Below are 22,035 nucleotides of genomic sequence, written 5' to 3'. Positions count from 1 at the left end.
CCTATGGCTTTCTGATCGCCGAGCAGGCGACGATTCCCCCCTCAGGACCACGTTCCGCCCCGTCAGTCCCGGTACCTCGCTTACCCGACGATTATCGACCGAGAGGCTCCGCCCACGCGGCCTGAACGCCACGTCCCGAACTCGATCGCAACCATGCGCGCCCGATTGATCCGCATGCTCATTAAAACCTTGCCGCGATGTCCATGCTGTGGCATCGGCGCAGCATCCAATGGACGACGACGCCCATGACGCAGTAAGACTATCCTGAACAACAGCCCGTGGTTGAAACCCCGCCCAACGCCCGGAGATGAATCTTGGGATACAACACGTCCTGGATTTTGGTCGACGAGATCACCGAACAAGCTCTGTACGATTGTCTTGATCTCGCTCCAACCGGAGAAACGCCCGATCGATATGATCTAGGAACCAGCTATGTGCCGCTGGCAGGAGCTATCCTCAAGTCGGGATGGTGCGGTGTGTTCGCTAAGTATGCGCTGGTTATGGACGCGACCGTTGGCAAAAGTCCGATACGGCTCACCAGGCTTCCGGCGAAATCCCGATGTATCACCTGCGTCGTTCTCGAGCATGCGATGGTCTCATACGCAAGCCTTTGGCAAGATGGCCACCCAGCCTGGGAAATTCGGCACGACAGCAGCCACGGACGTTCACATCTAGAGGCGCGCGGAGATCTGCCTGCCGTGTTCAAGGAGTTGTGCGACACCGCGATGAAGAAGCAACGCGCAGAGGATGCGCACGACAAACCCAGTGATTGGGGCGTAGACTATGTTTTCGATGTCCCGATTAACACAGCCGCTTCGATCGCCGGGTACCGCCACGATCGCGTAGTCGAGGAGAACTTCTTCAAAGCTCTGCGCACTCTCGCACCGGCTAACGGGAATGTCCTCACAAAGCTCAACGAGCCGCCTGGATGGTGGCAGACCGTAGGTTCCATAAATTACGAATAGCGAGACGCAAATCGGCTCCCGAATCGGAGCTTACGGCTCCAGCCTCGAGCGATCTCCCGTCAGCAGCCGCTTGGCTATTTCCCCCGCTCCTTGCGCAGCTTGGCCCAGTAATCCAGCCGCTTCCTGATCTCGCGCTCGAAACCGCGCTCGGGCGGGTCGTAGAAGGTTTGGCGGCCCAGGGCTTCCGGAAAGTAGTCTTGCCCCGAGAAGGCGTCGGGGGTGTCGTGGTCGTATTCGTAAGCTGCGCCGTAGCCCTCCGACTTCATCAGCTTGGTCGGCGAATTCAGGATGTGCTTTGGCGGCAGCAGCGAGCCGGCCTGTTTTGCGACCTGCATCGCCGTGCCGAACGCCGTATAGACCGCGTTCGATTTCGGCGCGGTGGCGAGATAGACCACGGCCTGCGCGATCGCGAGCTCGCCCTCGGGATGACCGAGGAAGTCGAAGGCATCCTTCGCCGCATTGGCAATGACGAGCGCCTGCGGATCGGCAAGGCCGATGTCCTCGACCGCCATACGCACGACGCGACGCGCCAGGAACAGCGGATCCTCGCCGGCATCGAGCATGCGTGCGAGATAATACAGCGCGGCATCGGGGTCGGAGCCACGCACCGATTTATGCAGCGCCGAGATCAGATTGTAGTGGCCGTCGGCCGACTTGTCGTAGATCGGCGCGCGGCGTTGCAGGATGTCTTGCAACTGCGCGGCATTGAAAATCTCGTCCGCCCGCGCCGAACGCCAGACCTCTTCGGCAAGCGTTAACGCCGCGCGGCCATCACCATCGGCCATCCGTACCAGCACGGCGCGCGCCTCTTCATCGAGCGGCAGCTTGCGGCCCTCGACCTCCTCGGCATGCGCGAACAGTTTTTCGATCGCGGCGGCATCAAGCGAGCGAAACACCAGGACGCGCGCGCGGGACAGAAGCGCCGCGTTGAGCTCGAAAGACGGATTTTCGGTCGTGGCGCCGACCATGACGACGGTGCCGTCCTCCATCACCGGGAGAAACGAATCCTGCTGGGCGCGGTTGAAGCGATGCACCTCGTCGACAAACAGCAGCGTGCCCTTGCCCATCTCGCGGCGGGCCCGCGCGGCATCAAATGCCTTCTTCAGATCGGCAACGCCGGAGAACACCGCCGAGATCTGCTCGAAATGCAGATCGGTCGCATCCGCCAGCAGCCGCGCCACCGTGGTCTTGCCGGTGCCCGGCGGCCCCCAAAACACCAGCGAACCGAGCGTGCGCGTCTCCAGCATGCGGGTCAGCGCGCCGTCCGGGCCGAGGATGTGATCCTGGCCGACGACCTCCGACAGCGCACGCGGCCGCAACCGGTCCGGCAGCGGATGCGGGGCCTCGTGATCGAGCCCCGCCGCGGCAAAGAGAGTTGGCGTCTCCTGTGGTCGCTTCGGACTCATCCGCCCAGCGTAACGTTGATCTGCTGACCGCCGCGCACCAGCGTGATGCGCCAGAGCCGCGGGCGCTCGCCCGCCGCCTTCTCGAGGTCGGCGGTCTTGCCGATCTTCTGGTTGTTGACCGCCAGAATGATGTCGCCCTTCTGGAAGCCGACGCTCGCCGCCGCGCTGTCGCTGCCGAGATCGGTGATCACGACGCCTTCGGTGTCGGCGTCGAGATGCAGTTCGTCGGCAAGCGCCGGCGTGATGGTCGAGACCTTCGCGCCCTGGAACGGCGAGCGCGCGTTGAGGACGAGCTCATTGCGGCCGGTATCCGGCGCAGTCTCGAGCGCGATCGCCAGCTTGAGTGGCTTGCCGCCGCGCTGCACGTCGATCTGCGCACTGCCGCCGAGCGGACGGGTGGCGAAGCGGTAGTCGAACGCGTTGGGATCGTCCACGGCCTGGCCGTCGATGCCGGTGATGAGATCGGATGATTTCAACCCGGCCTTTGCCGCAGGACTGTTGGGAACGACGCTCGCGACCAACGCGCCGGTCGGCGAGCGCAAGCCGAGGCTCTCGGCGATCTCCGGCGTCACCGCCTGCAGCTTGGCACCGAGCCATGGCCGCTTCACCGCCGTGCCGCCGCTCTTGGCGGAGGCAACGACGACGCGCACCATATTGGCGGGGATCGCAAAGCCGATGCCTTGCGAGCCGCCGGAGCGCGAGTAGATCGCGGTGTTGATGCCGGCGAGCCGGCCGTTCATGTCGACCAGCGCACCGCCGGAATTGCCGGGATTGATCGCAGCGTCAGTCTGGATGAAGAACTGGTAGTCGGTGATGCCGACTTGCGTGCGCGCGAGCGCCGAGATGATGCCGTGGGTCACGGTCTGGCCGACGCCGAAGGGGTTGCCGATCGCCATGACGACGTCGCCAACCATCAGTTCATCCGAATTGGTGAAGTCGAGCGCCGGAAACTTCTCCCTGGTGTCCTTCAGGCGAAGCACAGCGAGATCGGTGCGGGAGTCCTTCAGCACGATCTCGGCCTCGAACTCGCGCTTGTCCGACAGCGACACCCTCACCTGGTCGGCGCCTTCGATGACGTGGACGTTGGTGACGACGAGCCCGGAGGAATCGACGATCACGCCCGAGCCCAGCGACCGTTGCACCTGCTCCTGCTGCTGGCCCGGCACGCCGAAGAAGCGGCGGAAGATCGGGTCGTCCAGCAGCGGATTGCGGTTCTGCACCACCTTGGCGGCGTAGACGTTGACGACCGCCGGCTGCACCCGCTGCACGATTGGCGCATATGAGAGCCGCAATTCCGCCGGCGACGACGGGACGCGACGGTCCTGCGCGGCAGTCGGATTGAAGTCGGCCGAAAAGGCTATGCACGATGCCGTGACGGCGGCAGTCAAGATCGATCGAAACATTCCTACCTCTTGGAAAAGACGACGGAATATAGGCGCCTTCGCCCCTCAATAGAAGGGCACCAGCGGCAATATTCGGTCCCTCCCCTGGTGTGGCCGGCGCGCAAGCGCTGCGTGCAAAACGACAATTTGAGAGGCGCCGCTCATTGGCATGACGCACGTCATCCTGCATGCTGGGCGGTGACGGATTCGGCTGCGGCGAAATTACATCAGTAGGAACCATCGCAGCCGTGGCGCGCTGTCGCGGGACGGTCATGGATCATTCTTAGGCTCTCTCGTGGCGACTTGGGGAAGTTGGTCAGCAACGGAGTGGACGACGTGACCAGGAAAACATTCATGGCTGCAACGCTGGGTATCGCCGGCGCGTTTGCGGCATCAGGGGTGCACGCACAATCGGCAAGCAACAGCGACCAGGAGATCGCTCTCCTCAAGCAGCAGCTGAAGATGCTGGAACAGAAGCTCGACAAGCTCCAGAATCAGACTGCCGCGAACACCGTCGCCACGGCGAAAGCCAAGGCCGAAGCGAAAGCCGAAGCCCGCTCCGAGGCGAAAGCGGTCGTCGCCAACGCCAACGCAGCGTATCCAGTCAAAGGCGCGCCGCCGATATCCGGCGTTATCGTGACGATGCCGAACAACCGGCCGACGATCTGCACCGCGGATCAGGCCAACTGCGTCGCCATCACCAGCCGCGTGCATTGGGATGTCGGCGGCTACGACTATCGCCCCAACTCGGCCTCTACCGTCCCGCAGAAGCTCGACAGCGGCGAAAACGTCCGGCGCGCGCGCATCGGCGTCGTCGGCAAATTCTTCAACGACTGGAATTTCGCGCTGGTCTACGATTTCGGCGGCTCCTCCGATGGGTTCGGTGGCGCGGCGGCTGGATCGGATCCGGGCGGCGGCGTCTCCGGGATCGAGAACGCCTATCTGAGCTACACCGGCCTGAAGCCATTCGGCGGCAAGATGGCGATCGAAGCCGGCATCATGGACCTGCCCTACACCCTCGACGAGGCCACGAGCTCCAACGACATCATGTTCATGGAGCGCGCCTCGTCGGGCGTCATCGCGACCAACATCGCAGCCGGCGACTTCCGCTCCGCGGTCGGCGCGCGCTGGTACAACGACGTGTTCTGGGCCGGCGCCTATGCCACCGGTCCGACCACGGGCGCGATCCACTCGGCAAACGCCGCCGTGGTGCCGGCCGCCACCGAGCAATACGGCGCCGTCGCCCGCGTCGCGGGCCAGATCGTCAGCGGCCAGGACTACTCGGTTCATCTCGGCGCCGATGCGCAATGGCTGATCCAGCCGTCGCGTAACCTCGTGACGAATGCGCAGACGGTCACGCTCAGCGACCGGCCCGAGCTGCGGATCGACCCGACCGTGCTGGCGACGACCAGCGCGATCGCCAACGCCGCCGGTGTTCAGGTCTACAGCGCCGAAGCGGCGGCGACCTACGGACCGCTGATCCTCCAGGGCGAATATTTCTGGTACAATGTCGATCGCAGTGCGAACACCGGCCTGCCGCCGATCGGGGCGCCGAGCGTGCAATTCCAAGGCGGCTACGCCCAAGCCGGCTACGTGCTGACGGGTGAAACCCACACCTACAATGCAGCCAACGCCGCCTATAACGGCGTCAAGCCGGCGCATCCGTTCTCGCTGGACGGCGGCGGTTGGGGTGCCTGGGAGATCGCGGGCCGGTTCTCCACGGTCGATCTCAACGACAAGCTTACGAGTGCCACTGGCATCGCTGGCGGACGGCAGACGGTCTACACGCTGGCGCTCAACTGGTACGTCAACGGCAACGTGCGCTTCATGCTCGACTACCTGCATGGCACGGTCTCCAAACAGACGCTGCCGCCGACGGCATTCGCGAATACGGGCTCGAACTTCGACGCCGTCGCGATGCGCACGCAGTTCGCGTTCTGAGGCGATCTCATCCGGGAGCGGCACGAGCTGCTCCCGGATACTCACGCCGCGCGCTTCGGCTTCCTGACCGACTCGGCTTCAGGCGCCGGCGCGCAGGATAGCCGCTGCTGATGGCCCTCGCCCCAGGCTTTCAGAATGTCGATCACCGGACGCAAGCTCTCGCCGAGTTCGGAGAGCGTGTATTCCACCCGCGGCGGCACTTCGGCATAGACCTTGCGGATGACAAGCTTGTCCTCCTCGAGCGCGCGGAGCTGCTTGGTCAGCATGCGCTGGGTGATGCCGGGCATCCGACGCCGCAACTCACCGAAGCGCTGGGTACCAGCCTGCAAATGGAACAGGATCACGCCCTTCCATTTGCCGTCGATCAGGTCCAGTGTCGCCTCGACCGAGCAGCCGGGACGACGGGCAAAATTGCGCCGTTTCATGCGTGTTTTCCCAATAGTATCCAAACAGGGACTATATCCCCGAATTTACAGTACTTGCCAAATGGGAGCCAGGGCGACAGTTAGAGCGGCAGGCGAGCACGCCATCTGATGGAGACAAGCCATGAAGGCCGTCGGCTACAGGAAGTCGCTTCCGATCGAGGATCAGGACGCGCTGATCGATTTCGAGACCGCCAAGCCAGATCCCAAAGGACGCGACATCCGCGTCGCTGTGAAGGCGATCTCGGCCAACCCGGTCGACTACAAGGTGCGCAAGCGCGCCGCCCCGCCCGACGGCGAGACGAAAATTCTGGGCTATGACGCGGCGGGCGTGGTCGATGCAGTCGGCACCGAGGTCACGCTGTTCAAGCCGGGCGACGAGGTGTTTTACGCGGGCTCGATCCTGCGCCAGGGCACCAATTCCGAATTCCATCTGGTCGACGAGCGCATCGTCGGCAACAAGCCGAAGAGCCTGTCGTTCGCGCAAGGAGCCGCCCTGCCCCTCACCTCCATCACCGCCTGGGAATTGCTGTTCGACCGTCTCGGCGCAGTCCCCGGCAAGAGCGTCGATCCGCGTACGCTTCTCATCACCGGCGGCGCCGGCGGTGTCGGCTCGATCCTGATCCAGCTCGCGCGCCGCCTCACCGGCCTCACCGTGGTTGCGACCGCGACGCGGCCGGAATCGCAAAAATGGTGCCTCGATCTCGGTGCGCATGCGGTGATCGATCACGGCAAGCCGATGAAGGAGCAGATCGAGAAGCTGAAGCTGCCGCCGGTCGCGCTGGTGGCGAGCCTCACCTTCACCGATCAGCACTACAAATCGATCGCCGAGTTCATGGCGCCGCAGGGCCGGTTCGGCCTGATCGACGATCCCCCGGAATTCACCATGAGCACGTTCAAGGGCAAGGCGATCTCGGTGCATTGGGAATCGATGTTCACGCGCTCCTCGTTCCAGACGCACGACATGATCGCGCAGCATCATCTGCTCAACGACGTCGCCGACCTCATCGACAAGGGCGTGCTGCGCACCACGCTCGACCAGACCTTCGGTACGATCAACGCAGCCAACCTCAAGCGCGCGCATGCGCTGCTCGAGAGCGGCAAGTCGCGCGGCAAGATCGTGCTGGAGGGGTGGTAGGCAAGGACTTCGTAGGGTGGGCAAAGGTGCACTTGCACCGTGCCCACCTCTCTCGAGCTTCCGCGGTCGCTATCTCTATCTCACTATCCCGGACAAGGCCGACAACAGCCGGTCGATCTGGTCATCCGTCCCGACGGTGATCCGCAGATAATCCGAGATACGAGCCGCGAAAAAGTGGCGGACGATCACCGCCTGCTCCCGCAGCGCCGCCGCAAGCGCGGCCCCCTCGTGCGCGGGATGGCGCGCGAAGACGAAGTTGGCCAGCGACGGCAGCACCTCGAAGCCAGCTTTCTTCAGTCCGCGGGTCAGCAGTTCCCTGCCCTCGATCACGCGAAGGCGGCTCTGCTGGAAATAGGCGTCGTCCTGCAGGGAGGCGATCGCACCGGCCTGGGCGGGCCGGCCGAGCGGATATGAGTTGAAGCTGTCCTTGACGCGCGTCAGCGCATCGATCAGATCGGCATCGCCGATCGCATATCCGACCCGAAGCCCGGCCAGCGCGCGCGACTTGGACATGGTCTGCACGACCAGGAGATTCCGATGGGACGCAACCAGCGGAATCGCGGTCTCGGCGCCGAAATCGACATAGGCCTCGTCGACGACCACGGGCACATCCGGATGCTCTTCCAGCAGCATCATGATCTCGGCGCGAGACAACGCGATCCCCGTCGGCGCGTTCGGATTTGGGACGATGATCGCGCCGGCCGGCCGGCGATAATCGGCGACGCGGATTTGCATGGCCTGATCGAGCGGCACGGTCTCGTAGGCGATACCGAACAGACGGCAATAGACCGGATAGAAGCTGTAGGTGATATCGGGAAACAGCAGCGGTGCATCATGCTTCAGCAGGGCGACGAAGGCATGCGCCAGCACCTCGTCCGAGCCATTGCCGACGAACACCTGCTCGGGTCTGACGCCGTGATGGGTGGCCAGCGCGGCCCGTAGCGCGGTCGCCTGCGGGTCCGGGTAAAGACGCAGCGCATCGGCTGCCGCGTCGCGGATCGCTTCCAGCGCACGCGGCGACGGGCCGAGTGGGTTCTCGTTGGTGTTCAGCTTGACCAGGTCCGCCATGCGGGGCTGCTCCCCCGGCACGTAGGGCTTCAAATCATGCGTCAAGTTGCTCCAGAAACGGCTCATTTCCCTGCCCGGATTTCCGCAATCTAAGTCGTCGCCGCTGCGCCCTCAACGAACAGCAGCCGCCGCTCCAGCGCGCCGGCGCGGATCCTCAATGCCTCGGCATATTCCGGCGAAGCGTACCATTCTTTCAGCCTCGCCATCGACGGAAATTCGACGATGACGATGGCCTTCGGCGGAAGATTGCCTTCTGCGAGCTCAGCCTTGCCGCCGCGGACGAGATAGCGGCCGCCATACTGCGCGATCGTCTTTGCGGCGAGCGCGCGATAGGCTTCAAAGCCTTCGGGATCGCGCATCTCGACTTCGGAGATCACATAAGCCGCCATGCGTTGCTCCTATGCAATGGTATTGATGATGCCGCCTTCCGCGCGCAGCGCCGCACCATTGGTTGCGGACGCCTCCTTTGAGGCGACGTAGACCACCATGTTGGCGATCTCGTCGACACTGGCAACGCGCTGGATCAGCGAGCTCGGGCGATGCTGCTTGACGAAATTGGCGGCGGCTTCATCGACCGACTGGCCGTTCTGCTTGGCGAGATCCTTTACAAAAGTCGCGACGCCCTCGGACATGGTCGGGCCGGGCAGCACCGAGTTCACCGTGACGCCGGTGCCGCGGGTAAGCTGCGCCAGCCCGCGCGCGACCGCGAGCTGGGCCGTCTTGGTCATGCCGTAGTGGATCATCTCGACGGGAATGTTGAGCCCGGACTCCGATGAGATGAAGACGATGCGGCCCCAGTTTCGCTTGAGCATGTCTTTCATATAGGCGCGCGACAACCGCACGCCGCTCATCACGTTGACCTCGAAGAGGCGGCTCCAGTCCTCGTCCGGAATCTCGAAAAAATCCTTCGGCTCGAAGATGCCGGCATTGTTGATGAGGATGTCGATTTCGGGCAGCGCCGCCACCAGCGCGTTGCAGCCTGCAGCGGTCGAGACGTCGGCGGCGATGCCGCGCACCTTGGCGCCCGTCCCTTCCAGCTTGCGCACGGCCGCACCGACCTTGTCCTGGCCGCGCCCGTTGATCACGACGCTCGCGCCCGAGCCCGCAAGGCCCCTGGCGATGGCATGGCCGATCCCGGCGGTCGAGCCGGTCACGAGGGCGGTCTTTCCGGAAAGGTCGATCTTCATGCGCTGTCTCCATGGATATTGATGGAGATAATAGGCGCCGCAGCAGGAGCTGCAATCGGCGCTCACTGACGCGTGAGCGAACACTCTCAATGGCGTCGTCCCGGCGAAGGCCGGGACCCATACCGCGTGATCGCTCCGTGATGCGCAGTAGTCGTACCGGCGAAGAGATCACTGCTAGTCTTCGCCAAACTTCTCCCTGTGGTTATGGGTCCCGGCCTTCGCCGGGACGACACCTTTTGGGGTGGGACACTGCGTCGACGACGGCAACAAAAAAGCGGCGCCCAAGGGCGCCGCTTTCTCGTAACTCTATACCGGCCGGCTTACGCCGCCTCGGCTTCCTTCGCCTGCACCGGACCGGAGTCCTGGCCCTTGGCATCGACGTCGCGGTCGACGAACTCGATCACGGCCATCGCCGCGTTGTCGCCATAGCGGAAGCCCGCCTTGATGATGCGGGTGTAGCCGCCCTGGCGGTCCTTGTAGCGGGGCGCCAGCACATCGAACAGCTTCCTGACCTGGTCCTTGTCGCGCATCTCGGAGATCGCCTGGCGGCGCATGGACAGCCCGCCCTTCTTGCCGAGGGTCACGAGCTTCTCGACGATCGGACGAAGCTCCTTGGCCTTGGGCAGCGTGGTGACGATCTGCTCGTGCTTGATCAGCGCGGCCGCCATGTTGGCGAACATCGCGCGGCGGTGCTCCGCCGTGCGGTTGAGCTTCCGATGAACCTTGCCGTGACGCATGTGTGTAGTCCTTACTTCAAAACTGCCGCGACGGTTCGTCGGACATGTTGCTCAGGTGGGCTGCCTGCGTTCGCCCAGATGGCGAGTAGCGAATGGCGAGTAGCGAGTTGTTATTCGCTATTCGCCACTCCCCATTCGCCTAACTCAGTAGTGATCCTCGAAGCGCTTGGCGAGCTCGTCGATATTCTCCGGCGGCCAGCCCGGCACTTCCATGCCGAGGTGCAGACCCATCTGGGCCAGCACTTCCTTGATCTCGTTCAGCGACTTGCGGCCGAAGTTCGGGGTGCGGAGCATTTCCGCTTCCGACTTCTGCACGAGGTCGCCGATGTAGACGATGTTGTCGTTCTTCAAGCAGTTGGCCGAACGCACCGACAGCTCGAGCTCGTCCACCTTCTTGAGGAAGGCCGGGTTGAAGGCGAGGTCCGGGATGATCTCCTGGGCGACTTCCTTGCGCGGCTCTTCGAAGTTGACGAACACGTTGAGCTGATCCTGCAGGATGCGGGCGGCGTAAGCCACCGAGTCATCCGGCGTCAGCGCGCCGTTGGTCTCAATCGTCATGGTCAGCTTGTCGTAGTCGAGGATCTGACCCTCACGGGTGTTCTCGACCTTGTAGGAGACCTTGCGGACCGGCGAGTACAGGCTGTCGACCGGGATCAGACCGATCGGCGCATCCTCGGGACGGTTGCGCTCGGCGGGCACGTAGCCCTTGCCGGTGGCGACCGTGAATTCCATGCGGATCTCGGCGCCCTCGTCGAGCGTGCAGATCTGCAAGTCGGGATTGAGCACCACGACGTCGCCGACCGTCTGGATGTCACCGGCGGTGACAGCGCCCGGGCCCTGCTTCTTCACGACCATGCGCTTGGGGCCTTCGCCCTGCATCTTGATCGCGATGTCCTTGATGTTCAGCACGATGTCGGTGACGTCCTCACGGACGCCAGCGATCGAGGAGAACTCGTGCAGCACGCCGTCGATGTGCACCGACTGCACCGCCGCGCCCTGGAGCGAGGAGAGCAGGATGCGGCGCAGCGCGTTGCCGAGCGTCTGGCCGAAGCCACGCTCGAGCGGCTCGGCGACGATCGTCGCAAAGCGGGTCGAATCGCTGCCGGGCTGAATCTGGAGCTTGTTCGGCCGAATCAGTTCTTGCCAATTTTTCTGGATCGTCACTGTTTCACCCATACAGGCCAGTCGATTTGAAAATTCAAATACTGGCGTTGGAGAAAGGCCGCAGATCAAACCCGCGGCTTCTAAGAAAAGCATCGCGGGCGATAAAGCGCCCGCAACTTCGTATCAGACGCGCCGACGCTTGCGCGGACGGCAGCCGTTGTGCGGGATCGTGGTCACGTCGCGGATCGAGGTGACGGTGAAGCCCGCGGCCTGCAGCGCGCGGAGCGCCGACTCACGGCCCGAACCGGGACCGGCGACTTCGACTTCCAGCGTACGCATGCCGTGTTCCTGCGCCTTCTTGGACACGTCTTCGGCTGCGACCTGCGCGGCATACGGGGTCGATTTGCGCGAGCCCTTGAAGCCCATCGTGCCGGCGGAGGACCAGGCAATGGTGTTGCCCTGCGCGTCGGTGATGGTGATGGTCGTGTTGTTGAACGACGAGTTCACGTGCGCGACGCCCGAGGCGATGTTCTTGCGCTCACGACGACGAACGCGGGTGGCTTCCTTGCCCATAGACTACCTTTCCTGAAGATCTCAAACGCCGCCGTAATGCCAGCGGCTACACCTGTGAAAATGCGAGTGGCGAATGGCGAGTAGCGAATGCATCCATTCGCCACTCCCTATTCGCCATTCGCGCCGAATTACTTCTTCTTGCCGGCGATGGCCTTGGCCGGGCCCTTGCGCGTACGCGCATTGGTGTGGGTACGCTGACCGCGCACCGGCAGACCGCGACGATGACGCAGGCCGCGATAGCAGCCGAGGTCCATCAGACGCTTGATGTTGATGCCGACTTCACGACGCAGATCGCCCTCGACGAGATAGTCGCGGTCGATCACTTCGCGGATCTGGAGCACCTCAGCGTCGCTGAGCTGATTGACGCGACGATCCTCGGGGATCTTCACCTTTTCGAGGATCTCACCAGCGATCTTCTGGCCGATGCCATGGATGTACTGGAGCGCGATAAGCACGCGCTTGTTGGTCGGAATGTTCACGCCGGCAATACGGGCCACGGCCTTCTCCTGTTGCCGACCCCTCGTCAGGAATCGGTCTTTAAGTGCTTGTGTTTCTCGGGCAGGTGTTCACAAACGCGAACACGACGCCCACCCCTGGTCTTCCTGGGGCCCGGCATCGTTTGAAACTATCCGACTTGGATGCGGGGCTTATTAAGGGATTCAGGGGGCTTTCGTCAACCGCTGCTAGCGCTTGGCTCGCTTTTTCGTGACCTTTTTTGGACCCTTCTTCGAACCTTTTTTGACGGCCTTCTTGGCGGTCTTTTTGACCATTTTCTTGGCGATCTTCCTGGCCGCTTTTTTGGCGCCCTTTACGGCCTTTTTGGCGGATTTAGCCGATTTAGCAGACTTTTTGGCCATTTTCGCTGGCCTTTTGGCCGCTTTCTTGGCTGCCTTGGTCTTCTTGGCCCCGGTCTTGGCGGGCACCGCCTTGGCTGCGCTGCGGGCATGGGACTTGCCATGGGTCTTGGCATGGGTCTTGGGCTCGACCGCGCCCAGCGCCAGCAACTGGCGGTGGATGGCGCGAGTGACCTCGTCGATGGCCATCATGCCGTCGATGGTCGAGAGCTTCCGGCGCTCGGAATAGTAGTGAATCAGCGGTTCCGTTTGGCTGCGGTAGCTGGCTAACCGCTTGGTCAGGACCTCCGGGGTGTCATCGACCCGGACCTCCTCCCCGCGCTCCCGCATCTGGGCGACGCGGGCCTCGACGCGGTTCAGCAGCGCGCTCTCGTTGACGCGGAGCTCGATCACGGCGTCGAGCTTGAGATGCTTGTGCCGGAGCAGGTCATCCAGCGCCTCTGCCTGCGGCACGGTGCGCGGGAAGCCATCAAGGATGAAACCGTTACGGGCGTCCGGCTGGTCGATGCGATCAGAGATGATCCCCACCACAACCTCGTCGGGTACGAGTCCGCCGCTGGCCATGATCTCCTTGGCCTTCAGCCCGACCGGCGTTCCCGCCGCGACCGCTGCACGCAACATCTCCCCGGTCGAGAGCTGGACGATGCCATAGCGCTGCACCAGCAGCTGCGCCTGGGTCCCCTTGCCCGATCCTGGCGGTCCCAGAAGTATAATTCTCATTGGCGTACGCCCCCCGATTGGTGAGCGATACGTCGCGCACCTGTGTTTGAAACTTCAGTAACAGTGCAAATCATAATCAGCGCCGCACCGCCACCCATATCATAGGGGAGCAAATAGCCGGTCGCCAAGAAGGCCTTTGAAATCAGTGATTGCGCTGCAGTGAGAGCAGCTCTGCCGATGCGACCGAATGACTGGCTGATCGCCTTCCGCGGGCGCCGCGCGTTGCTCGCGCGACGAATCGGCGGCGCAGGCGGCGCCGCCTCGAGAGGACGCCGCGTCTTAGCGGCGGCGGCCTCGCAGCTTCGACTTGCGGATCAGGCCTTCATACTGATGGGCGAGCAGATAGCCCTGCACCTGCGCCACCGTGTCCATGGTGACGCTGACCACGATCAGCAGCGAGGTGCCGCCGAAGTAGAACGGCACCGAGGCGTAGGAGATCAGGATTTCCGGGATCAAGCAGACGATCGCCAGATAGATCGCGCCGAGCACGGTGATGCGCGACAGCACGTAGTCGATGTACTCCGCGGTGCGCTCGCCCGGACGGATGCCCGGGACGAAGCCGCCATGCTTCTTCAGATTGTCCGCGGTCTCGGTCGGGTTGAACACGATCGCGGTGTAGAAGAAGGCGAAGAACACGATCAGCGCGAGATAGAGCACCAGGAACAGCGGACGTCCGTGGCCGAGCTGGGTCGTGATCCACTGGAACCATTCCGGCCCACGGCCCGCGTTGAAATTCGCCACCGTGGTCGGCAAGAGCAGCAGCGAGGACGCGAAGATCGGCGGAATCACGCCGGAGGTGTTGAGCTTGAGCGGCAGATGCGAGGACTGGCCCTCGAACATCTTGTTGCCGACCTGGCGCTTCGGATACTGGATGAGGAGCCGGCGCTGGGCGCGCTCCACGAACACGATGAAGGCGATCACGGCGACCGCCATCACGATCACGACCAGGATCAAGCCGGTCGACATCGCACCCTGACGGCCGAGCTCGAGCATGTTGGCGAGCGCTGCGGGCAGCTCGGCGACTATGCCGGAGAGAATGATCAGCGAGATGCCGTTGCCGATGCCGCGCGAGGTGATCTGCTCACCCAGCCACATCAGGAACATGGTGCCGCCGGTCAGCGTGATCGCGGTGGAAAGACGGAAGAACATGCCGGGGTCGCTGACGACATTGCCGGCGCCTTCGAGGCCGACCGCGATGCCGTAGGACTGGAACGCGGCCAGGATCACCGTGAGGTAGCGGGTGTACTGGTTCAGCGTCTTGCGGCCCGCCTCGCCTTCCTTCTTCAGCGCCTCGAGCTGCGGCGAGACGGTGGTGAGGAGCTGGATAATGATCGAGGCCGAAATGTACGGCATGATGTTCAGCGCGAAGATCGCCATGCGGTGGATGCCGCCGCCGGCGAACATGTTGAACATGCCGAGGATGCCGCCTGCCTGCGACTTGAACACCTGCTCCCAGATGTTGGGATCGATGCCGGGCAGCGGGATGTAGGTTCCGAGTCGATAAACGAGCAGCGCACCCAGGGTGAACCAGATGCGTTTCTTCAGTTCGTCGGCCTTGGCAAACGCGCCGAAATTGAGGTTGGCTGCCAGTTGTTCCGCTGCTGAGGCCATATTGGACTTTCTCCCGCCGCCTTTTGCGCCGTCATACCCGCGGCCGGGCTATTGGGCGGACGCCGGACATTATCTGGTGCTCGGCTTCGATAAGTCCATCGTCCCGCATGCGTAAAGGCCCGCGAGGCGCGGGCCAATGACGCAGTTGTTACGCCGCCTCGCCTTCTTCCTTGACAGGGGCGAGGATCTTCACCGAACCGCCGGCCTTCTCGACCGCTTCGATCGCGGACTTCGTGGCGCCGTGCACTTCGATGTTCAGCTTGGCCTTGAGCTCACCGCGGCCGAGCAGCCGCAGGCCGGCCTTGGCGCGGCGCAGCACGCCGGCCTTCACCAGGGCCTCGACGTTCACGACGCTGCCGGCCTCGAGCTTCTTGGCATCGATCGCATCCTGGAGCCGGTCGAGATTGATCTCGGCGTACTCGACGCGGAAGATGTTGTTGAAGCCGCGCTTGGGCAGACGGCGATGCATCGGCATCTGGCCGCCTTCGAACCCCTTGATGCGCACGCCCGAACGCGCGGTCTGGCCCTTGCCGCCGCGGCCGGACTGCTTGCCCTTGCCCGAACCAATGCCACGACCGACGCGCATACGCTTCTTGCGCGAGCCGGCGTTGTCGGCGATATCGCTGAGCTTCATCGCCCTGCTCCTTGTTTCTTGCGGATGATCTCGGCCGAAAACCGGTACCCGGTTTGCGGGATCACGCGCCGTTTCTTACTTCTCGTCGACGATGCGGACGAGATGGTGAACTTTCTCGATCATGCCGCGCACCGCCGGGGTGTCCGGCAGTTCGCTGGTGCGGCCGATCTTGTTGAGCTTGAGCCCGATCAGCGTCGAACGTTGCGAGTGATGGCGGCGGATCGCGCTGCCGGTCTGCTCGAGCTTGATCGTCTTTGCGGACATTGCGGCGTCCTTGGCCATCGTGGTCTACTCCGAAAAGCGTTCGTTAGTCCGCAGCCGCCTCGGCATCGCCGCCGACGCGACGACCCTGAAGGGTGGACACCTTGATGTTGCGGCGCGCCGCGACCGAACGCGGGCTGTCCTGATGCTTCAGCGCATCGAAGGTCGCACGAACCATGTTGTAGGGGTTCGACGAGCCGATCGACTTCGCCACCACGTCCTGGACGCCGAGCGTCTCGAACACGGCGCGCATAGGGCCGCCGGCGATGATGCCGGTACCGGCGGGAGCTGCACGCAGATAGACACGGCCCGCGCCATGACGGCCAGCGATGTCGTGATGGAGCGTGCGGCCCTCGCGCAGCGACACGCGGGTCAGGTTGCGCTTGGCGGATTCGGTGGCCTTGCGGATCGCCTCAGGCACTTCGCGCGCCTTGCCGTGACCGAAGCCGGCGCGGCCCTTCTGATCGCCGATCACGACCAGAGCTGCGAATCCGAAGCGCTTGCCGCCCTTGACGACCTTGGCCACGCGGTTGATGTGGACGAGCTTGTCGACGAACTCACTGTCGCGCTCCTCGCGCTGCTGGCGGTCACGTCCGCCGCCGCGTTGATCGCGTCCACCACGTTGTTCGCGTTCTGCCATTTTTCCAATCCTTCAGAGGCTTACGCCTCAATCCTCAAATTCTGTTAGAAGCTCAGCCCGCTCTCGCGCGCAGCGTCGGCAAGAGCCTTGACGCGCCCGTGGTAGAGGTAGCTGCCGCGATCAAACACGACTTCCTTGACGCCCTTCTCGGCGGCGCGCTCGGCCAGCAACTTGCCGACCGCCTTCGCCGCATCGATGTCGGCGCCGGTCTTGCCGCCGTCGCGCATCGACTTCTCGAGCGACGAGGCAGAGGCCAGCGTCTCGCCCTTCAGGTCGTCGATGACCTGGGCGTAGATGTGCTTGGACGAGCGGAACACCGACAGACGCGGGCGGCCAGCACCGGAGCGGCGCAGCTTCAGCCGCACACTCCGCTTGCGCCGGGCATTTGTAACCTTGGCTTTGGACATGACCGGCTCCGTTACTTCTTCTTGCCTTCCTTGCGGAAGATGAATTCGCCAACATACTTCACGCCCTTGCCCTTGTAGGGCTCCGGCGGGCGGTAAGAGCGGATCTCAGCGGCGACCTGGCCGACGCGTTGGATGTCGCTGCCCGTCACCGTGATCTCGGTCGGCTTCGGCACGGTGATCGTGATCCCTTCCGGGATCGTGTAGACCACGTCGTGGCTGTAACCGAGCGCGAGCTGCAGGTTCTTGCCCTGCATCGCGGCGCGGTAACCGACGCCGGTAATTTCGAGCTTCTTCTCGAAGCCCTTGGTGACGCCTTCGACCAGATTCGCGACCTGGGCGCGAGCGGTGCCATACAGCGCCCGCGCGCGATTGGTCTCGACCCGCGGGTTCACCTTGACCTGGCCGTTCTCGAGCTTCACCTCGACGTCGTCATGGACGACGAACTGAAGCTGGCCCTTCGGCCCCTTCATCTTGACGGTCTGTCCGTCAACGGTCGCGGTCACACCGGACGGCACCGCAACAGGCCTTTTGCCAACACGTGACATGGATCAAAAATCCTTCTCAGAACACCGTGAAGAGGACTTCACCGCCCACGTTCGCTTCACGCGCACTGTGGTCAGCCATGATCCCCTTCGGCGTCGACAACACCGAAATACCGAGTCCGTTATTGACCCGCGGCAGGTTCTTCACCGAGGCGTACACGCGACGCCCGGGCTTGGAGACACGTTCGATCTCGCGGATGACGGGCTCGCCATCGAAATACTTCAGCTCGATCTCGATCTCGCTGCGGCCCGAGGAATGCTCGAGCGTGGCGTAACCGCGGATGTAGCCCTCGCTCTTGAGCACTTCGAGGACGTTCTCGCGCATCTTCGAGCCAGGCGTGGAGACCTTGCTCTTGGCGCGCATCTGCGCGTTGCGGATACGGGTGATCAGATCGCTGATTGGATCGTGCGTAGACATCTAAACGACCCTCCTTACCAGCTCGACTTCACGAGGCCCGGGACCATGCCCTTGGAGCCAAGGTCGCGCAGCGCGATACGGGACAGTTTGTTCTTGCGGTAGTTCGAGCGCGGGCGACCCGACAGCTCGCAACGCAGACGGATGCGGGTGGCCGACGAATTACGCGGCATTTCGGCGAGCTTCAGGGTGGCGGCGAACCGCTCCTCCATCGGCAGCGTCTTGTCGGCGATGATCGCCTTCAACCGCTCGCGCTTCGGGGCGGCGTTCTTCACCATCCGCTTGCGCCGGTTGTTCTTCTCGATTGAACTCTTCTTTGCCATGCTTGGCTCCTGGGTATCCGCGTTTGAGAGGCTTTAGGTCAGCGTCTCACTGCCGGAACGGGAAATTGAAAGCGGTCAACAAGGCCCTCGCCTCTTCGTCGGTCTTGGCCGTGGTGCAGACGGTGATGTCCATACCGCGGGCTTCCGTGACCTTGTCGAAGTCGATCTCGGGGAAAATGATGTGCTCCTTGATGCCGAGCGAGTAGTTGCCGCGGCCGTCAAAGCTCTTCGGGTTCAGGCCGCGGAAGTCGCGGACGCGCGGCAGCGCGACCGTCACGAGGCGATCGATGAACTCGTACATGCGGGCCTTGCGCAGCGTGACCTTGCAGCCGATCGGCTGGTTTTCACGCAGCTTGAAGGTCGCGATCGCGATGCGCGAATAGGTCACGATCGCCTTCTGGCCGGCGATCTGGGTCAGCTCGGCGGCGGCGGTCTCGGCCTTCTTGCGGTCATTGACGCTGTCGCCAACGCCCATGTTCAGCACGATCTTGTCCAGACGCGGAACCTGCATGACGTTCTCATAACCGAACTTCTCGGTCATGGCCGTGCGGATATTCGCATCGTATTCCGCGCGCAGGCGCGGCGTGTAAGCGGCCTCAGCCATCGATCTCAGCTCCCGAGCGCTTGGCAATGCGGACTTTCTTGCCGTCCGCCAGAATCTTGAATCCGACGCGGGTCGGCTTTCCGTCCTTGCCGACATACGCGATGTTGGACAGTTGGACCGGCGCCTCTTTCGAGATGATGCCGCCCTCCTGGGCCTGCGTCTGCTTCTGGTGACGCTTGACCATGTTGATGCCGCGCACCAGCGCGGTACCGGCGTCGGGACGCACTTCGAACACTTCGCCGGTGCGGCCCTTGTCGCGGCCGGTCAGCATGACGACCTTGTCGCCCTTGCGGATCTTCGCAGCCATCACAGCACCTCCGGCGCGAGCGAGATGATCTTCATGTGGTTCTTGCCACGCAGTTCGCGCGGCACGGGCCCGAAGATACGGGTGCCGATCGGCTCGGACTGGTTGTTGATCAGAACGGCGGCGTTGCGATCGAAGCGAATGACCGAACCGTCGGCGCGGCGGATGTCCTTGCGGACACGGACCACGACGGCCTTCATCACGTCGCCCTTCTTCACCTTGCCACGCGGAATCGCTTCCTTGATCGAGACGACAATGATGTCGCCGATCGTGGCGTAGCGGCGCTTGGAGCCCCCGAGCACCTTGATACACATGACACGGCGTGCGCCAGAATTATCGGCCACGTCGAGGTTGGTCTGCATCTGAATCATTGATGCACCTCGTCCTCTTCTCTTTGCGCCAGCCTAGCCGGCGCTCAACATTTTCCTGAAGTCAGTCGGCCAAAGCCAACAGATCAGGCGCTTTTCTTGTGTTCGCCCCGGATCACGATCCAGGACTTCAACTTCGAAATCGGCTTCGATTCCTCGATCCACACCATGTCGCCCGGCTTGAACTCGTTGTTCTCGTCGTGCGCGTGGTAGTTCTTCGAACGGCGGATCGTCTTCTTGTAGATCGGGTGCGTGAAGCGACGGTCAACGCGAACCACGACGGTCTTGGCAGTCTTGTCGCTGACGACCACGCCTTGCAAAGTACGTTTCGGCATATCCGTTAGCCCCTTACTTCTTCTTCGCGCGCGCTTGGGCGGCGACGGTCTTGATCCGGGCGATGTCACGGCGAGCCTCGCGCAGGCGCGAGGTGTTCTCGAGCTGCCCGGTGGCGCGCTGGAAGCGCAGGTTGAAGCGCTCCTTCTTCAGGTTCAGGACAGCGTCGTCCTGCTGGTCGGGGCTCATCGCGCGGATGTCTTCGATCTTCATCTGGGCCATGGCCATTACTCCGCAATGCGCTCGACGAAGCGCGTCTTGATCGGCAGCTTGGCGGCCGCCAGGGTCAGCGCCTCACGCGCCGTCTGGGTGTTGACGCCGTCGATCTCGAACAACACCCGGCCCGGCTTGACGCGGGCGACCCACAATTCCGGCGAACCCTTGCCGGAGCCCATGCGGACTTCGGCCGGCTTCTTCGACACCGGAACGTCGGGGAACACGCGGATCCAGACGCGGCCGGCGCGCTTCATGTGGCGGGTCAGCGCGCGGCGGGCGGCTTCGATCTGGCGCGCGGTGACGCGCTCAGGCTCGGTCGCCTTCAGGCCGAACTGGCCGAACGCCAACGTCGCGCCCGAAGTCGCAACGCCGTGAATGCGGCCCTTATGCGCCTTCCGGAACTTCGTTTTCTTAGGTTGCATCATGGCTTTAAGCCCTCAAATTCTCTGTGCTGGCTCAGGCCGCGTCACGGCGCTGTCGGCCGCCGCGATCACCACCGCCACCCGTTTCGCCCTCGGCCATTCTCTTGTCCTGGGCCATCGGATCGTGCTCAAGGATCTCGCCCTTGAAGATCCAGACCTTGACGCCGCAGGTGCCGAAGGTCGTGAACGCGGTCGCAACGCCGTAGTCGATGTCGGCGCGCAGCGTGTGCAGCGGCACGCGACCTTCGCGGTACCACTCCATGCGCGCGATTTCCGCGCCGCCCAGACGACCCGAGCAGTTGATGCGGATGCCTTCCGCGCCGAGACGCATCGCCGACTGAACGGCGCGCTTCATGGCGCGGCGGAACGCAACGCGGCGCTCGAGCTGCTGCGCGATCGACTCGGCCACCAGCGTCGCATCGAGCTCCGGCTTGCGGATTTCGACGATGTTGATGACGACGTCGGACGACGTGATGTCCGCGACCTTCTTGCGAAGCTTGTCGATGTCGGCGCCCTTCTTGCCGATCACCACGCCCGGACGGGCCGAGTGGATGGTGACGCGGCACTTCTTGTGCGGACGCTCGATCACGATGCGGGCGACGGCGGCCTGCTTGAGCTCCTTGTGCAGGATCTCACGGATCTTGACGTCCTCATGCAGCAGCTTGCCGTATTCCTGCTTGCCGGCGAACCAGCGGGAATCCCAGGTCCGGTTGATGCCGAGGCGCAGACCGATCGGATTGATCTTTTGACCCATCGTGTTCTCCTGCGACCCTTAAGCCGCTGCTTCGGCTTCGACCTGACGAACGATAATCGTCAGCTGCGAAAATGGTTTGTAGACACGGCCCGAGCGGCCACGGCCGCGGGCGGCAAAGCGCTTCATCACGAGACCGTTGCCGACGAAGGCCTGCGCCACGACGAGATCGTCGACGTCGAGGTCGTGGTTGTTCTCGGCATTGGCGATAGCCGATTCCAGGCACTTCTTCACGTCGACCGCGATCCGCTTGCGCGAAAACTGCAGATCAGCGAGCGCAGAAGACGCCTTCCGGCCGCGAATGAGCTGGGCGACCAGGTTGAGCTTCTGCGGACTCACCCGAAGCATCCGGGCGACCGCCTTGGCCTCGTTCTCGGCGAGGCTCCGTTCGCGCTTAGGTTTGCTCATCGTTTAATCCTCAAGCCTTCTTGGCTTTCTTGTCGCCGGAGTGGCCATGGAAGGTCCGGGTTGGCGAGAACTCGCCGAACTTGTGACCGACCATTTCCTCGTTGACGGCCACCGGCACGTGCTTCTGACCGTTGTAGACGCCGAAGGTCAGGCCGACGAACTGCGGCAGGATCGTCGAGCGACGGCTCCAGATCTTGATGACGTCGTGACGGCCGGACGAGCGCGCGGCATCTGCCTTCTTGAGCAGAGAACCCTCGACGAACGGGCCTTTCCAGACTGAACGAACCATGTCCGGCGTT

Annotated in this window: 31 protein-coding genes; 3 read left to right on the top strand and 28 right to left on the bottom strand. The window is 63.3% G+C overall.

Features of this window, described 5'->3' with window-relative positions:
* Positions 1–314: 314 nt before the first annotated feature.
* Positions 315–965, top strand: coding sequence for a hypothetical protein (locus YUA_RS47335; RefSeq protein WP_156947566.1), 651 nt, complete (start codon positions 315–317; stop codon positions 963–965).
* Between the two features lie 74 nt (positions 966–1,039).
* Here the strand turns inward: YUA_RS47335 and YUA_RS0137930 are convergent, their stop codons facing one another.
* Positions 1,040–2,371, bottom strand: a complete 1,332-nt coding sequence (locus tag YUA_RS0137930) for a replication-associated recombination protein A (protein WP_027535320.1) — start codon at positions 2,369–2,371, stop codon at positions 1,040–1,042.
* The gene (locus YUA_RS0137925; RefSeq protein ID WP_027535319.1) at positions 2,368–3,774 is read right to left on the bottom strand and encodes a DegQ family serine endoprotease; all 1,407 of its coding nucleotides are present in this window, start codon (positions 3,772–3,774) and stop codon (positions 2,368–2,370) included. The genes YUA_RS0137930 and YUA_RS0137925 overlap by 4 nt, the downstream gene beginning before the upstream one ends.
* Positions 3,775–4,107: 333 nt before the next feature.
* Here YUA_RS0137925 and YUA_RS0137920 point away from each other — a divergent pair, with 333 nt between their 5' ends.
* Positions 4,108–5,694, top strand: a complete 1,587-nt coding sequence (locus YUA_RS0137920; RefSeq protein WP_156947564.1) for an OprO/OprP family phosphate-selective porin — start codon at positions 4,108–4,110, stop codon at positions 5,692–5,694.
* Positions 5,695–5,735: 41 nt separating this feature from the next.
* Here the strand turns inward: YUA_RS0137920 and YUA_RS0137915 are convergent, their stop codons facing one another.
* The gene (locus YUA_RS0137915) at positions 5,736–6,119 is read right to left on the bottom strand and encodes a helix-turn-helix domain-containing protein (RefSeq protein ID WP_027535317.1); all 384 of its coding nucleotides are present in this window, start codon (positions 6,117–6,119) and stop codon (positions 5,736–5,738) included.
* Between the two features lie 121 nt (positions 6,120–6,240).
* Between YUA_RS0137915 and YUA_RS0137910 the strand changes: the two genes are divergently transcribed.
* Positions 6,241–7,254 (top strand): zinc-binding alcohol dehydrogenase family protein, encoded by a 1,014-nt coding sequence (locus tag YUA_RS0137910; RefSeq protein WP_027535316.1) that lies wholly within the window; start codon positions 6,241–6,243, stop codon positions 7,252–7,254.
* 75 nt (positions 7,255–7,329) lie between these two features.
* Here the strand turns inward: YUA_RS0137910 and hisC are convergent, their stop codons facing one another.
* The 25 genes from hisC to rpsS form a co-directional block, all read right to left on the bottom strand.
* The gene (gene hisC, locus YUA_RS0137905) at positions 7,330–8,388 is read right to left on the bottom strand and encodes a histidinol-phosphate transaminase (protein WP_027535315.1); all 1,059 of its coding nucleotides are present in this window, start codon (positions 8,386–8,388) and stop codon (positions 7,330–7,332) included.
* Between the two features lie 23 nt (positions 8,389–8,411).
* Positions 8,412–8,711, bottom strand: a complete 300-nt coding sequence (locus YUA_RS0137900) for a DUF1330 domain-containing protein (RefSeq protein ID WP_027535314.1) — start codon at positions 8,709–8,711, stop codon at positions 8,412–8,414.
* Positions 8,712–8,720: 9 nt separating this feature from the next.
* Positions 8,721–9,509, bottom strand: coding sequence for an SDR family NAD(P)-dependent oxidoreductase (locus tag YUA_RS0137895; protein WP_027535313.1), 789 nt, complete (start codon positions 9,507–9,509; stop codon positions 8,721–8,723).
* Positions 9,510–9,829: 320 nt separating this feature from the next.
* Positions 9,830–10,246, bottom strand: coding sequence for a 50S ribosomal protein L17 (rplQ, locus tag YUA_RS0137890; RefSeq protein ID WP_027535312.1), 417 nt, complete (start codon positions 10,244–10,246; stop codon positions 9,830–9,832).
* Between the two features lie 144 nt (positions 10,247–10,390).
* On the bottom strand, positions 10,391–11,422 hold the full coding sequence (locus tag YUA_RS0137885; RefSeq protein ID WP_035972803.1) for a DNA-directed RNA polymerase subunit alpha: 1,032 nt from the start codon (positions 11,420–11,422) through the stop codon (positions 10,391–10,393).
* Positions 11,423–11,533: 111 nt separating this feature from the next.
* Positions 11,534–11,923, bottom strand: a complete 390-nt coding sequence (gene rpsK / locus YUA_RS0137880) for a 30S ribosomal protein S11 (RefSeq protein WP_007603045.1) — start codon at positions 11,921–11,923, stop codon at positions 11,534–11,536.
* Positions 11,924–12,051: 128 nt separating this feature from the next.
* Positions 12,052–12,420, bottom strand: a complete 369-nt coding sequence (gene rpsM / locus YUA_RS0137875; protein ID WP_014494511.1) for a 30S ribosomal protein S13 — start codon at positions 12,418–12,420, stop codon at positions 12,052–12,054.
* A 186-nt stretch (positions 12,421–12,606) separates the two neighbouring features.
* Positions 12,607–13,497 (bottom strand): adenylate kinase, encoded by an 891-nt coding sequence (locus YUA_RS0137870; RefSeq protein ID WP_027535310.1) that lies wholly within the window; start codon positions 13,495–13,497, stop codon positions 12,607–12,609.
* 279 nt (positions 13,498–13,776) lie between these two features.
* Positions 13,777–15,108 carry a preprotein translocase subunit SecY gene (secY, locus tag YUA_RS0137865; protein WP_027535309.1) on the bottom strand — a complete coding sequence of 444 codons (1,332 nt, stop codon included), beginning with the start codon at positions 15,106–15,108 and terminating at the stop codon, positions 13,777–13,779.
* A 148-nt stretch (positions 15,109–15,256) separates the two neighbouring features.
* Complete coding sequence (gene rplO, locus YUA_RS0137855) at positions 15,257–15,742, bottom strand: 50S ribosomal protein L15 (RefSeq protein ID WP_027535308.1); 486 nt, start codon at positions 15,740–15,742, stop codon at positions 15,257–15,259.
* A gap of 75 nt (positions 15,743–15,817) precedes the next feature.
* Positions 15,818–16,024: a 50S ribosomal protein L30 gene (gene rpmD / locus YUA_RS0137850; RefSeq protein ID WP_027535307.1), complete on the bottom strand. Its 207-nt coding sequence runs from the start codon at positions 16,022–16,024 to the stop codon at positions 15,818–15,820.
* Between the two features lie 25 nt (positions 16,025–16,049).
* Positions 16,050–16,643 carry a 30S ribosomal protein S5 gene (gene rpsE / locus YUA_RS0137845; protein ID WP_027535306.1) on the bottom strand — a complete coding sequence of 198 codons (594 nt, stop codon included), beginning with the start codon at positions 16,641–16,643 and terminating at the stop codon, positions 16,050–16,052.
* 44 nt (positions 16,644–16,687) lie between these two features.
* On the bottom strand, positions 16,688–17,050 hold the full coding sequence (gene rplR / locus YUA_RS0137840; RefSeq protein WP_027535305.1) for a 50S ribosomal protein L18: 363 nt from the start codon (positions 17,048–17,050) through the stop codon (positions 16,688–16,690).
* An 11-nt stretch (positions 17,051–17,061) separates the two neighbouring features.
* Complete coding sequence (rplF, locus tag YUA_RS0137835; protein ID WP_027535304.1) at positions 17,062–17,595, bottom strand: 50S ribosomal protein L6; 534 nt, start codon at positions 17,593–17,595, stop codon at positions 17,062–17,064.
* A 16-nt stretch (positions 17,596–17,611) separates the two neighbouring features.
* Positions 17,612–18,010, bottom strand: coding sequence for a 30S ribosomal protein S8 (gene rpsH / locus YUA_RS0137830; protein ID WP_027535303.1), 399 nt, complete (start codon positions 18,008–18,010; stop codon positions 17,612–17,614).
* Between the two features lie 14 nt (positions 18,011–18,024).
* Positions 18,025–18,330, bottom strand: coding sequence for a 30S ribosomal protein S14 (rpsN, locus tag YUA_RS0137825; RefSeq protein ID WP_027535302.1), 306 nt, complete (start codon positions 18,328–18,330; stop codon positions 18,025–18,027).
* Between the two features lie 46 nt (positions 18,331–18,376).
* Positions 18,377–18,934: a 50S ribosomal protein L5 gene (gene rplE, locus YUA_RS0137820; RefSeq protein ID WP_035972801.1), complete on the bottom strand. Its 558-nt coding sequence runs from the start codon at positions 18,932–18,934 to the stop codon at positions 18,377–18,379.
* Positions 18,927–19,241, bottom strand: coding sequence for a 50S ribosomal protein L24 (rplX, locus tag YUA_RS0137815; protein ID WP_027535300.1), 315 nt, complete (start codon positions 19,239–19,241; stop codon positions 18,927–18,929). The genes rplE and rplX overlap by 8 nt, the downstream gene beginning before the upstream one ends.
* Positions 19,241–19,609 (bottom strand): 50S ribosomal protein L14, encoded by a 369-nt coding sequence (rplN, locus tag YUA_RS0137810; RefSeq protein ID WP_027535299.1) that lies wholly within the window; start codon positions 19,607–19,609, stop codon positions 19,241–19,243. The genes rplX and rplN overlap by 1 nt, the downstream gene beginning before the upstream one ends.
* Before the next feature lie 83 nt (positions 19,610–19,692).
* The gene (gene rpsQ / locus YUA_RS0137805; protein ID WP_027535298.1) at positions 19,693–19,941 is read right to left on the bottom strand and encodes a 30S ribosomal protein S17; all 249 of its coding nucleotides are present in this window, start codon (positions 19,939–19,941) and stop codon (positions 19,693–19,695) included.
* Between the two features lie 13 nt (positions 19,942–19,954).
* Positions 19,955–20,161, bottom strand: a complete 207-nt coding sequence (rpmC, locus tag YUA_RS0137800; RefSeq protein ID WP_027535297.1) for a 50S ribosomal protein L29 — start codon at positions 20,159–20,161, stop codon at positions 19,955–19,957.
* A gap of 5 nt (positions 20,162–20,166) precedes the next feature.
* Positions 20,167–20,580, bottom strand: a complete 414-nt coding sequence (gene rplP / locus YUA_RS0137795) for a 50S ribosomal protein L16 (protein ID WP_027535296.1) — start codon at positions 20,578–20,580, stop codon at positions 20,167–20,169.
* Between the two features lie 31 nt (positions 20,581–20,611).
* Positions 20,612–21,331 (bottom strand): 30S ribosomal protein S3, encoded by a 720-nt coding sequence (gene rpsC, locus YUA_RS0137790; RefSeq protein WP_027535295.1) that lies wholly within the window; start codon positions 21,329–21,331, stop codon positions 20,612–20,614.
* 18 nt (positions 21,332–21,349) lie between these two features.
* The gene (gene rplV / locus YUA_RS0137785; protein ID WP_035972800.1) at positions 21,350–21,736 is read right to left on the bottom strand and encodes a 50S ribosomal protein L22; all 387 of its coding nucleotides are present in this window, start codon (positions 21,734–21,736) and stop codon (positions 21,350–21,352) included.
* A 10-nt stretch (positions 21,737–21,746) separates the two neighbouring features.
* The gene (gene rpsS, locus YUA_RS0137780; RefSeq protein ID WP_007603021.1) at positions 21,747–22,025 is read right to left on the bottom strand and encodes a 30S ribosomal protein S19; all 279 of its coding nucleotides are present in this window, start codon (positions 22,023–22,025) and stop codon (positions 21,747–21,749) included.
* Positions 22,026–22,035: the final 10 nt, after the last annotated feature.

It is taken from the genome of Bradyrhizobium sp. WSM3983, assembly GCF_000473045.1.
Lineage (GTDB): Bacteria > Pseudomonadota > Alphaproteobacteria > Rhizobiales > Xanthobacteraceae > Bradyrhizobium.
This window is presented reverse-complemented; position numbering and strand designations above follow the sequence as displayed.

What these genes read in the sequence shown, in the direction of transcription:
- YUA_RS0137930 (WP_027535320.1), bottom strand. Translation starts at nt 2,371, where the DNA reads ATGAGTCCGAAGCGACCACAGGAGACGCCAACTCTCTTTGCCGCGGCG.
- rplQ (WP_027535312.1), bottom strand. Translation starts at nt 10,246, where the DNA reads ATGCGTCACGGCAAGGTTCATCGGAAGCTCAACCGCACGGCGGAGCAC.
- YUA_RS0137885 (WP_035972803.1), bottom strand. Translation starts at nt 11,422, where the DNA reads ATGGGTGAAACAGTGACGATCCAGAAAAATTGGCAAGAACTGATTCGG.
- YUA_RS0137925 (WP_027535319.1), bottom strand. Translation starts at nt 3,774, where the DNA reads ATGTTTCGATCGATCTTGACTGCCGCCGTCACGGCATCGTGCATAGCC.
- rplR (WP_027535305.1), bottom strand. Translation starts at nt 17,050, where the DNA reads ATGTCCAAAGCCAAGGTTACAAATGCCCGGCGCAAGCGGAGTGTGCGG.
- rplF (WP_027535304.1), bottom strand. Translation starts at nt 17,595, where the DNA reads ATGTCACGTGTTGGCAAAAGGCCTGTTGCGGTGCCGTCCGGTGTGACC.
- rpsK (WP_007603045.1), bottom strand. Translation starts at nt 11,923, where the DNA reads ATGGGCAAGGAAGCCACCCGCGTTCGTCGTCGTGAGCGCAAGAACATC.
- rplV (WP_035972800.1), bottom strand. Translation starts at nt 21,736, where the DNA reads ATGAGCAAACCTAAGCGCGAACGGAGCCTCGCCGAGAACGAGGCCAAG.
- rpsC (WP_027535295.1), bottom strand. Translation starts at nt 21,331, where the DNA reads ATGGGTCAAAAGATCAATCCGATCGGTCTGCGCCTCGGCATCAACCGG.
- rplN (WP_027535299.1), bottom strand. Translation starts at nt 19,609, where the DNA reads ATGATTCAGATGCAGACCAACCTCGACGTGGCCGATAATTCTGGCGCA.
- rplP (WP_027535296.1), bottom strand. Translation starts at nt 20,580, where the DNA reads ATGATGCAACCTAAGAAAACGAAGTTCCGGAAGGCGCATAAGGGCCGC.
- rplE (WP_035972801.1), bottom strand. Translation starts at nt 18,934, where the DNA reads ATGGCTGAGGCCGCTTACACGCCGCGCCTGCGCGCGGAATACGATGCG.
- rpsE (WP_027535306.1), bottom strand. Translation starts at nt 16,643, where the DNA reads ATGGCAGAACGCGAACAACGTGGTGGACGCGATCAACGCGGCGGCGGA.
- rpsH (WP_027535303.1), bottom strand. Translation starts at nt 18,010, where the DNA reads ATGTCTACGCACGATCCAATCAGCGATCTGATCACCCGTATCCGCAAC.
- secY (WP_027535309.1), bottom strand. Translation starts at nt 15,108, where the DNA reads ATGGCCTCAGCAGCGGAACAACTGGCAGCCAACCTCAATTTCGGCGCG.
- hisC (WP_027535315.1), bottom strand. Translation starts at nt 8,388, where the DNA reads ATGAGCCGTTTCTGGAGCAACTTGACGCATGATTTGAAGCCCTACGTG.
- YUA_RS0137920 (WP_156947564.1), top strand. Translation starts at nt 4,108, where the DNA reads ATGGCTGCAACGCTGGGTATCGCCGGCGCGTTTGCGGCATCAGGGGTG.
- rpmD (WP_027535307.1), bottom strand. Translation starts at nt 16,024, where the DNA reads ATGGCCAAGGACGCCGCAATGTCCGCAAAGACGATCAAGCTCGAGCAG.
- rpsS (WP_007603021.1), bottom strand. Translation starts at nt 22,025, where the DNA reads ATGGTTCGTTCAGTCTGGAAAGGCCCGTTCGTCGAGGGTTCTCTGCTC.
- YUA_RS0137870 (WP_027535310.1), bottom strand. Translation starts at nt 13,497, where the DNA reads ATGAGAATTATACTTCTGGGACCGCCAGGATCGGGCAAGGGGACCCAG.
- rpmC (WP_027535297.1), bottom strand. Translation starts at nt 20,161, where the DNA reads ATGGCCCAGATGAAGATCGAAGACATCCGCGCGATGAGCCCCGACCAG.
- rplX (WP_027535300.1), bottom strand. Translation starts at nt 19,241, where the DNA reads ATGGCTGCGAAGATCCGCAAGGGCGACAAGGTCGTCATGCTGACCGGC.
- YUA_RS0137915 (WP_027535317.1), bottom strand. Translation starts at nt 6,119, where the DNA reads ATGAAACGGCGCAATTTTGCCCGTCGTCCCGGCTGCTCGGTCGAGGCG.
- rpsN (WP_027535302.1), bottom strand. Translation starts at nt 18,330, where the DNA reads ATGGCAAAGAAGAGTTCAATCGAGAAGAACAACCGGCGCAAGCGGATG.
- rplO (WP_027535308.1), bottom strand. Translation starts at nt 15,742, where the DNA reads ATGAAGCTCAGCGATATCGCCGACAACGCCGGCTCGCGCAAGAAGCGT.
- YUA_RS0137895 (WP_027535313.1), bottom strand. Translation starts at nt 9,509, where the DNA reads ATGAAGATCGACCTTTCCGGAAAGACCGCCCTCGTGACCGGCTCGACC.
- rpsQ (WP_027535298.1), bottom strand. Translation starts at nt 19,941, where the DNA reads ATGCCGAAACGTACTTTGCAAGGCGTGGTCGTCAGCGACAAGACTGCC.
- YUA_RS0137910 (WP_027535316.1), top strand. Translation starts at nt 6,241, where the DNA reads ATGAAGGCCGTCGGCTACAGGAAGTCGCTTCCGATCGAGGATCAGGAC.
- YUA_RS0137900 (WP_027535314.1), bottom strand. Translation starts at nt 8,711, where the DNA reads ATGGCGGCTTATGTGATCTCCGAAGTCGAGATGCGCGATCCCGAAGGC.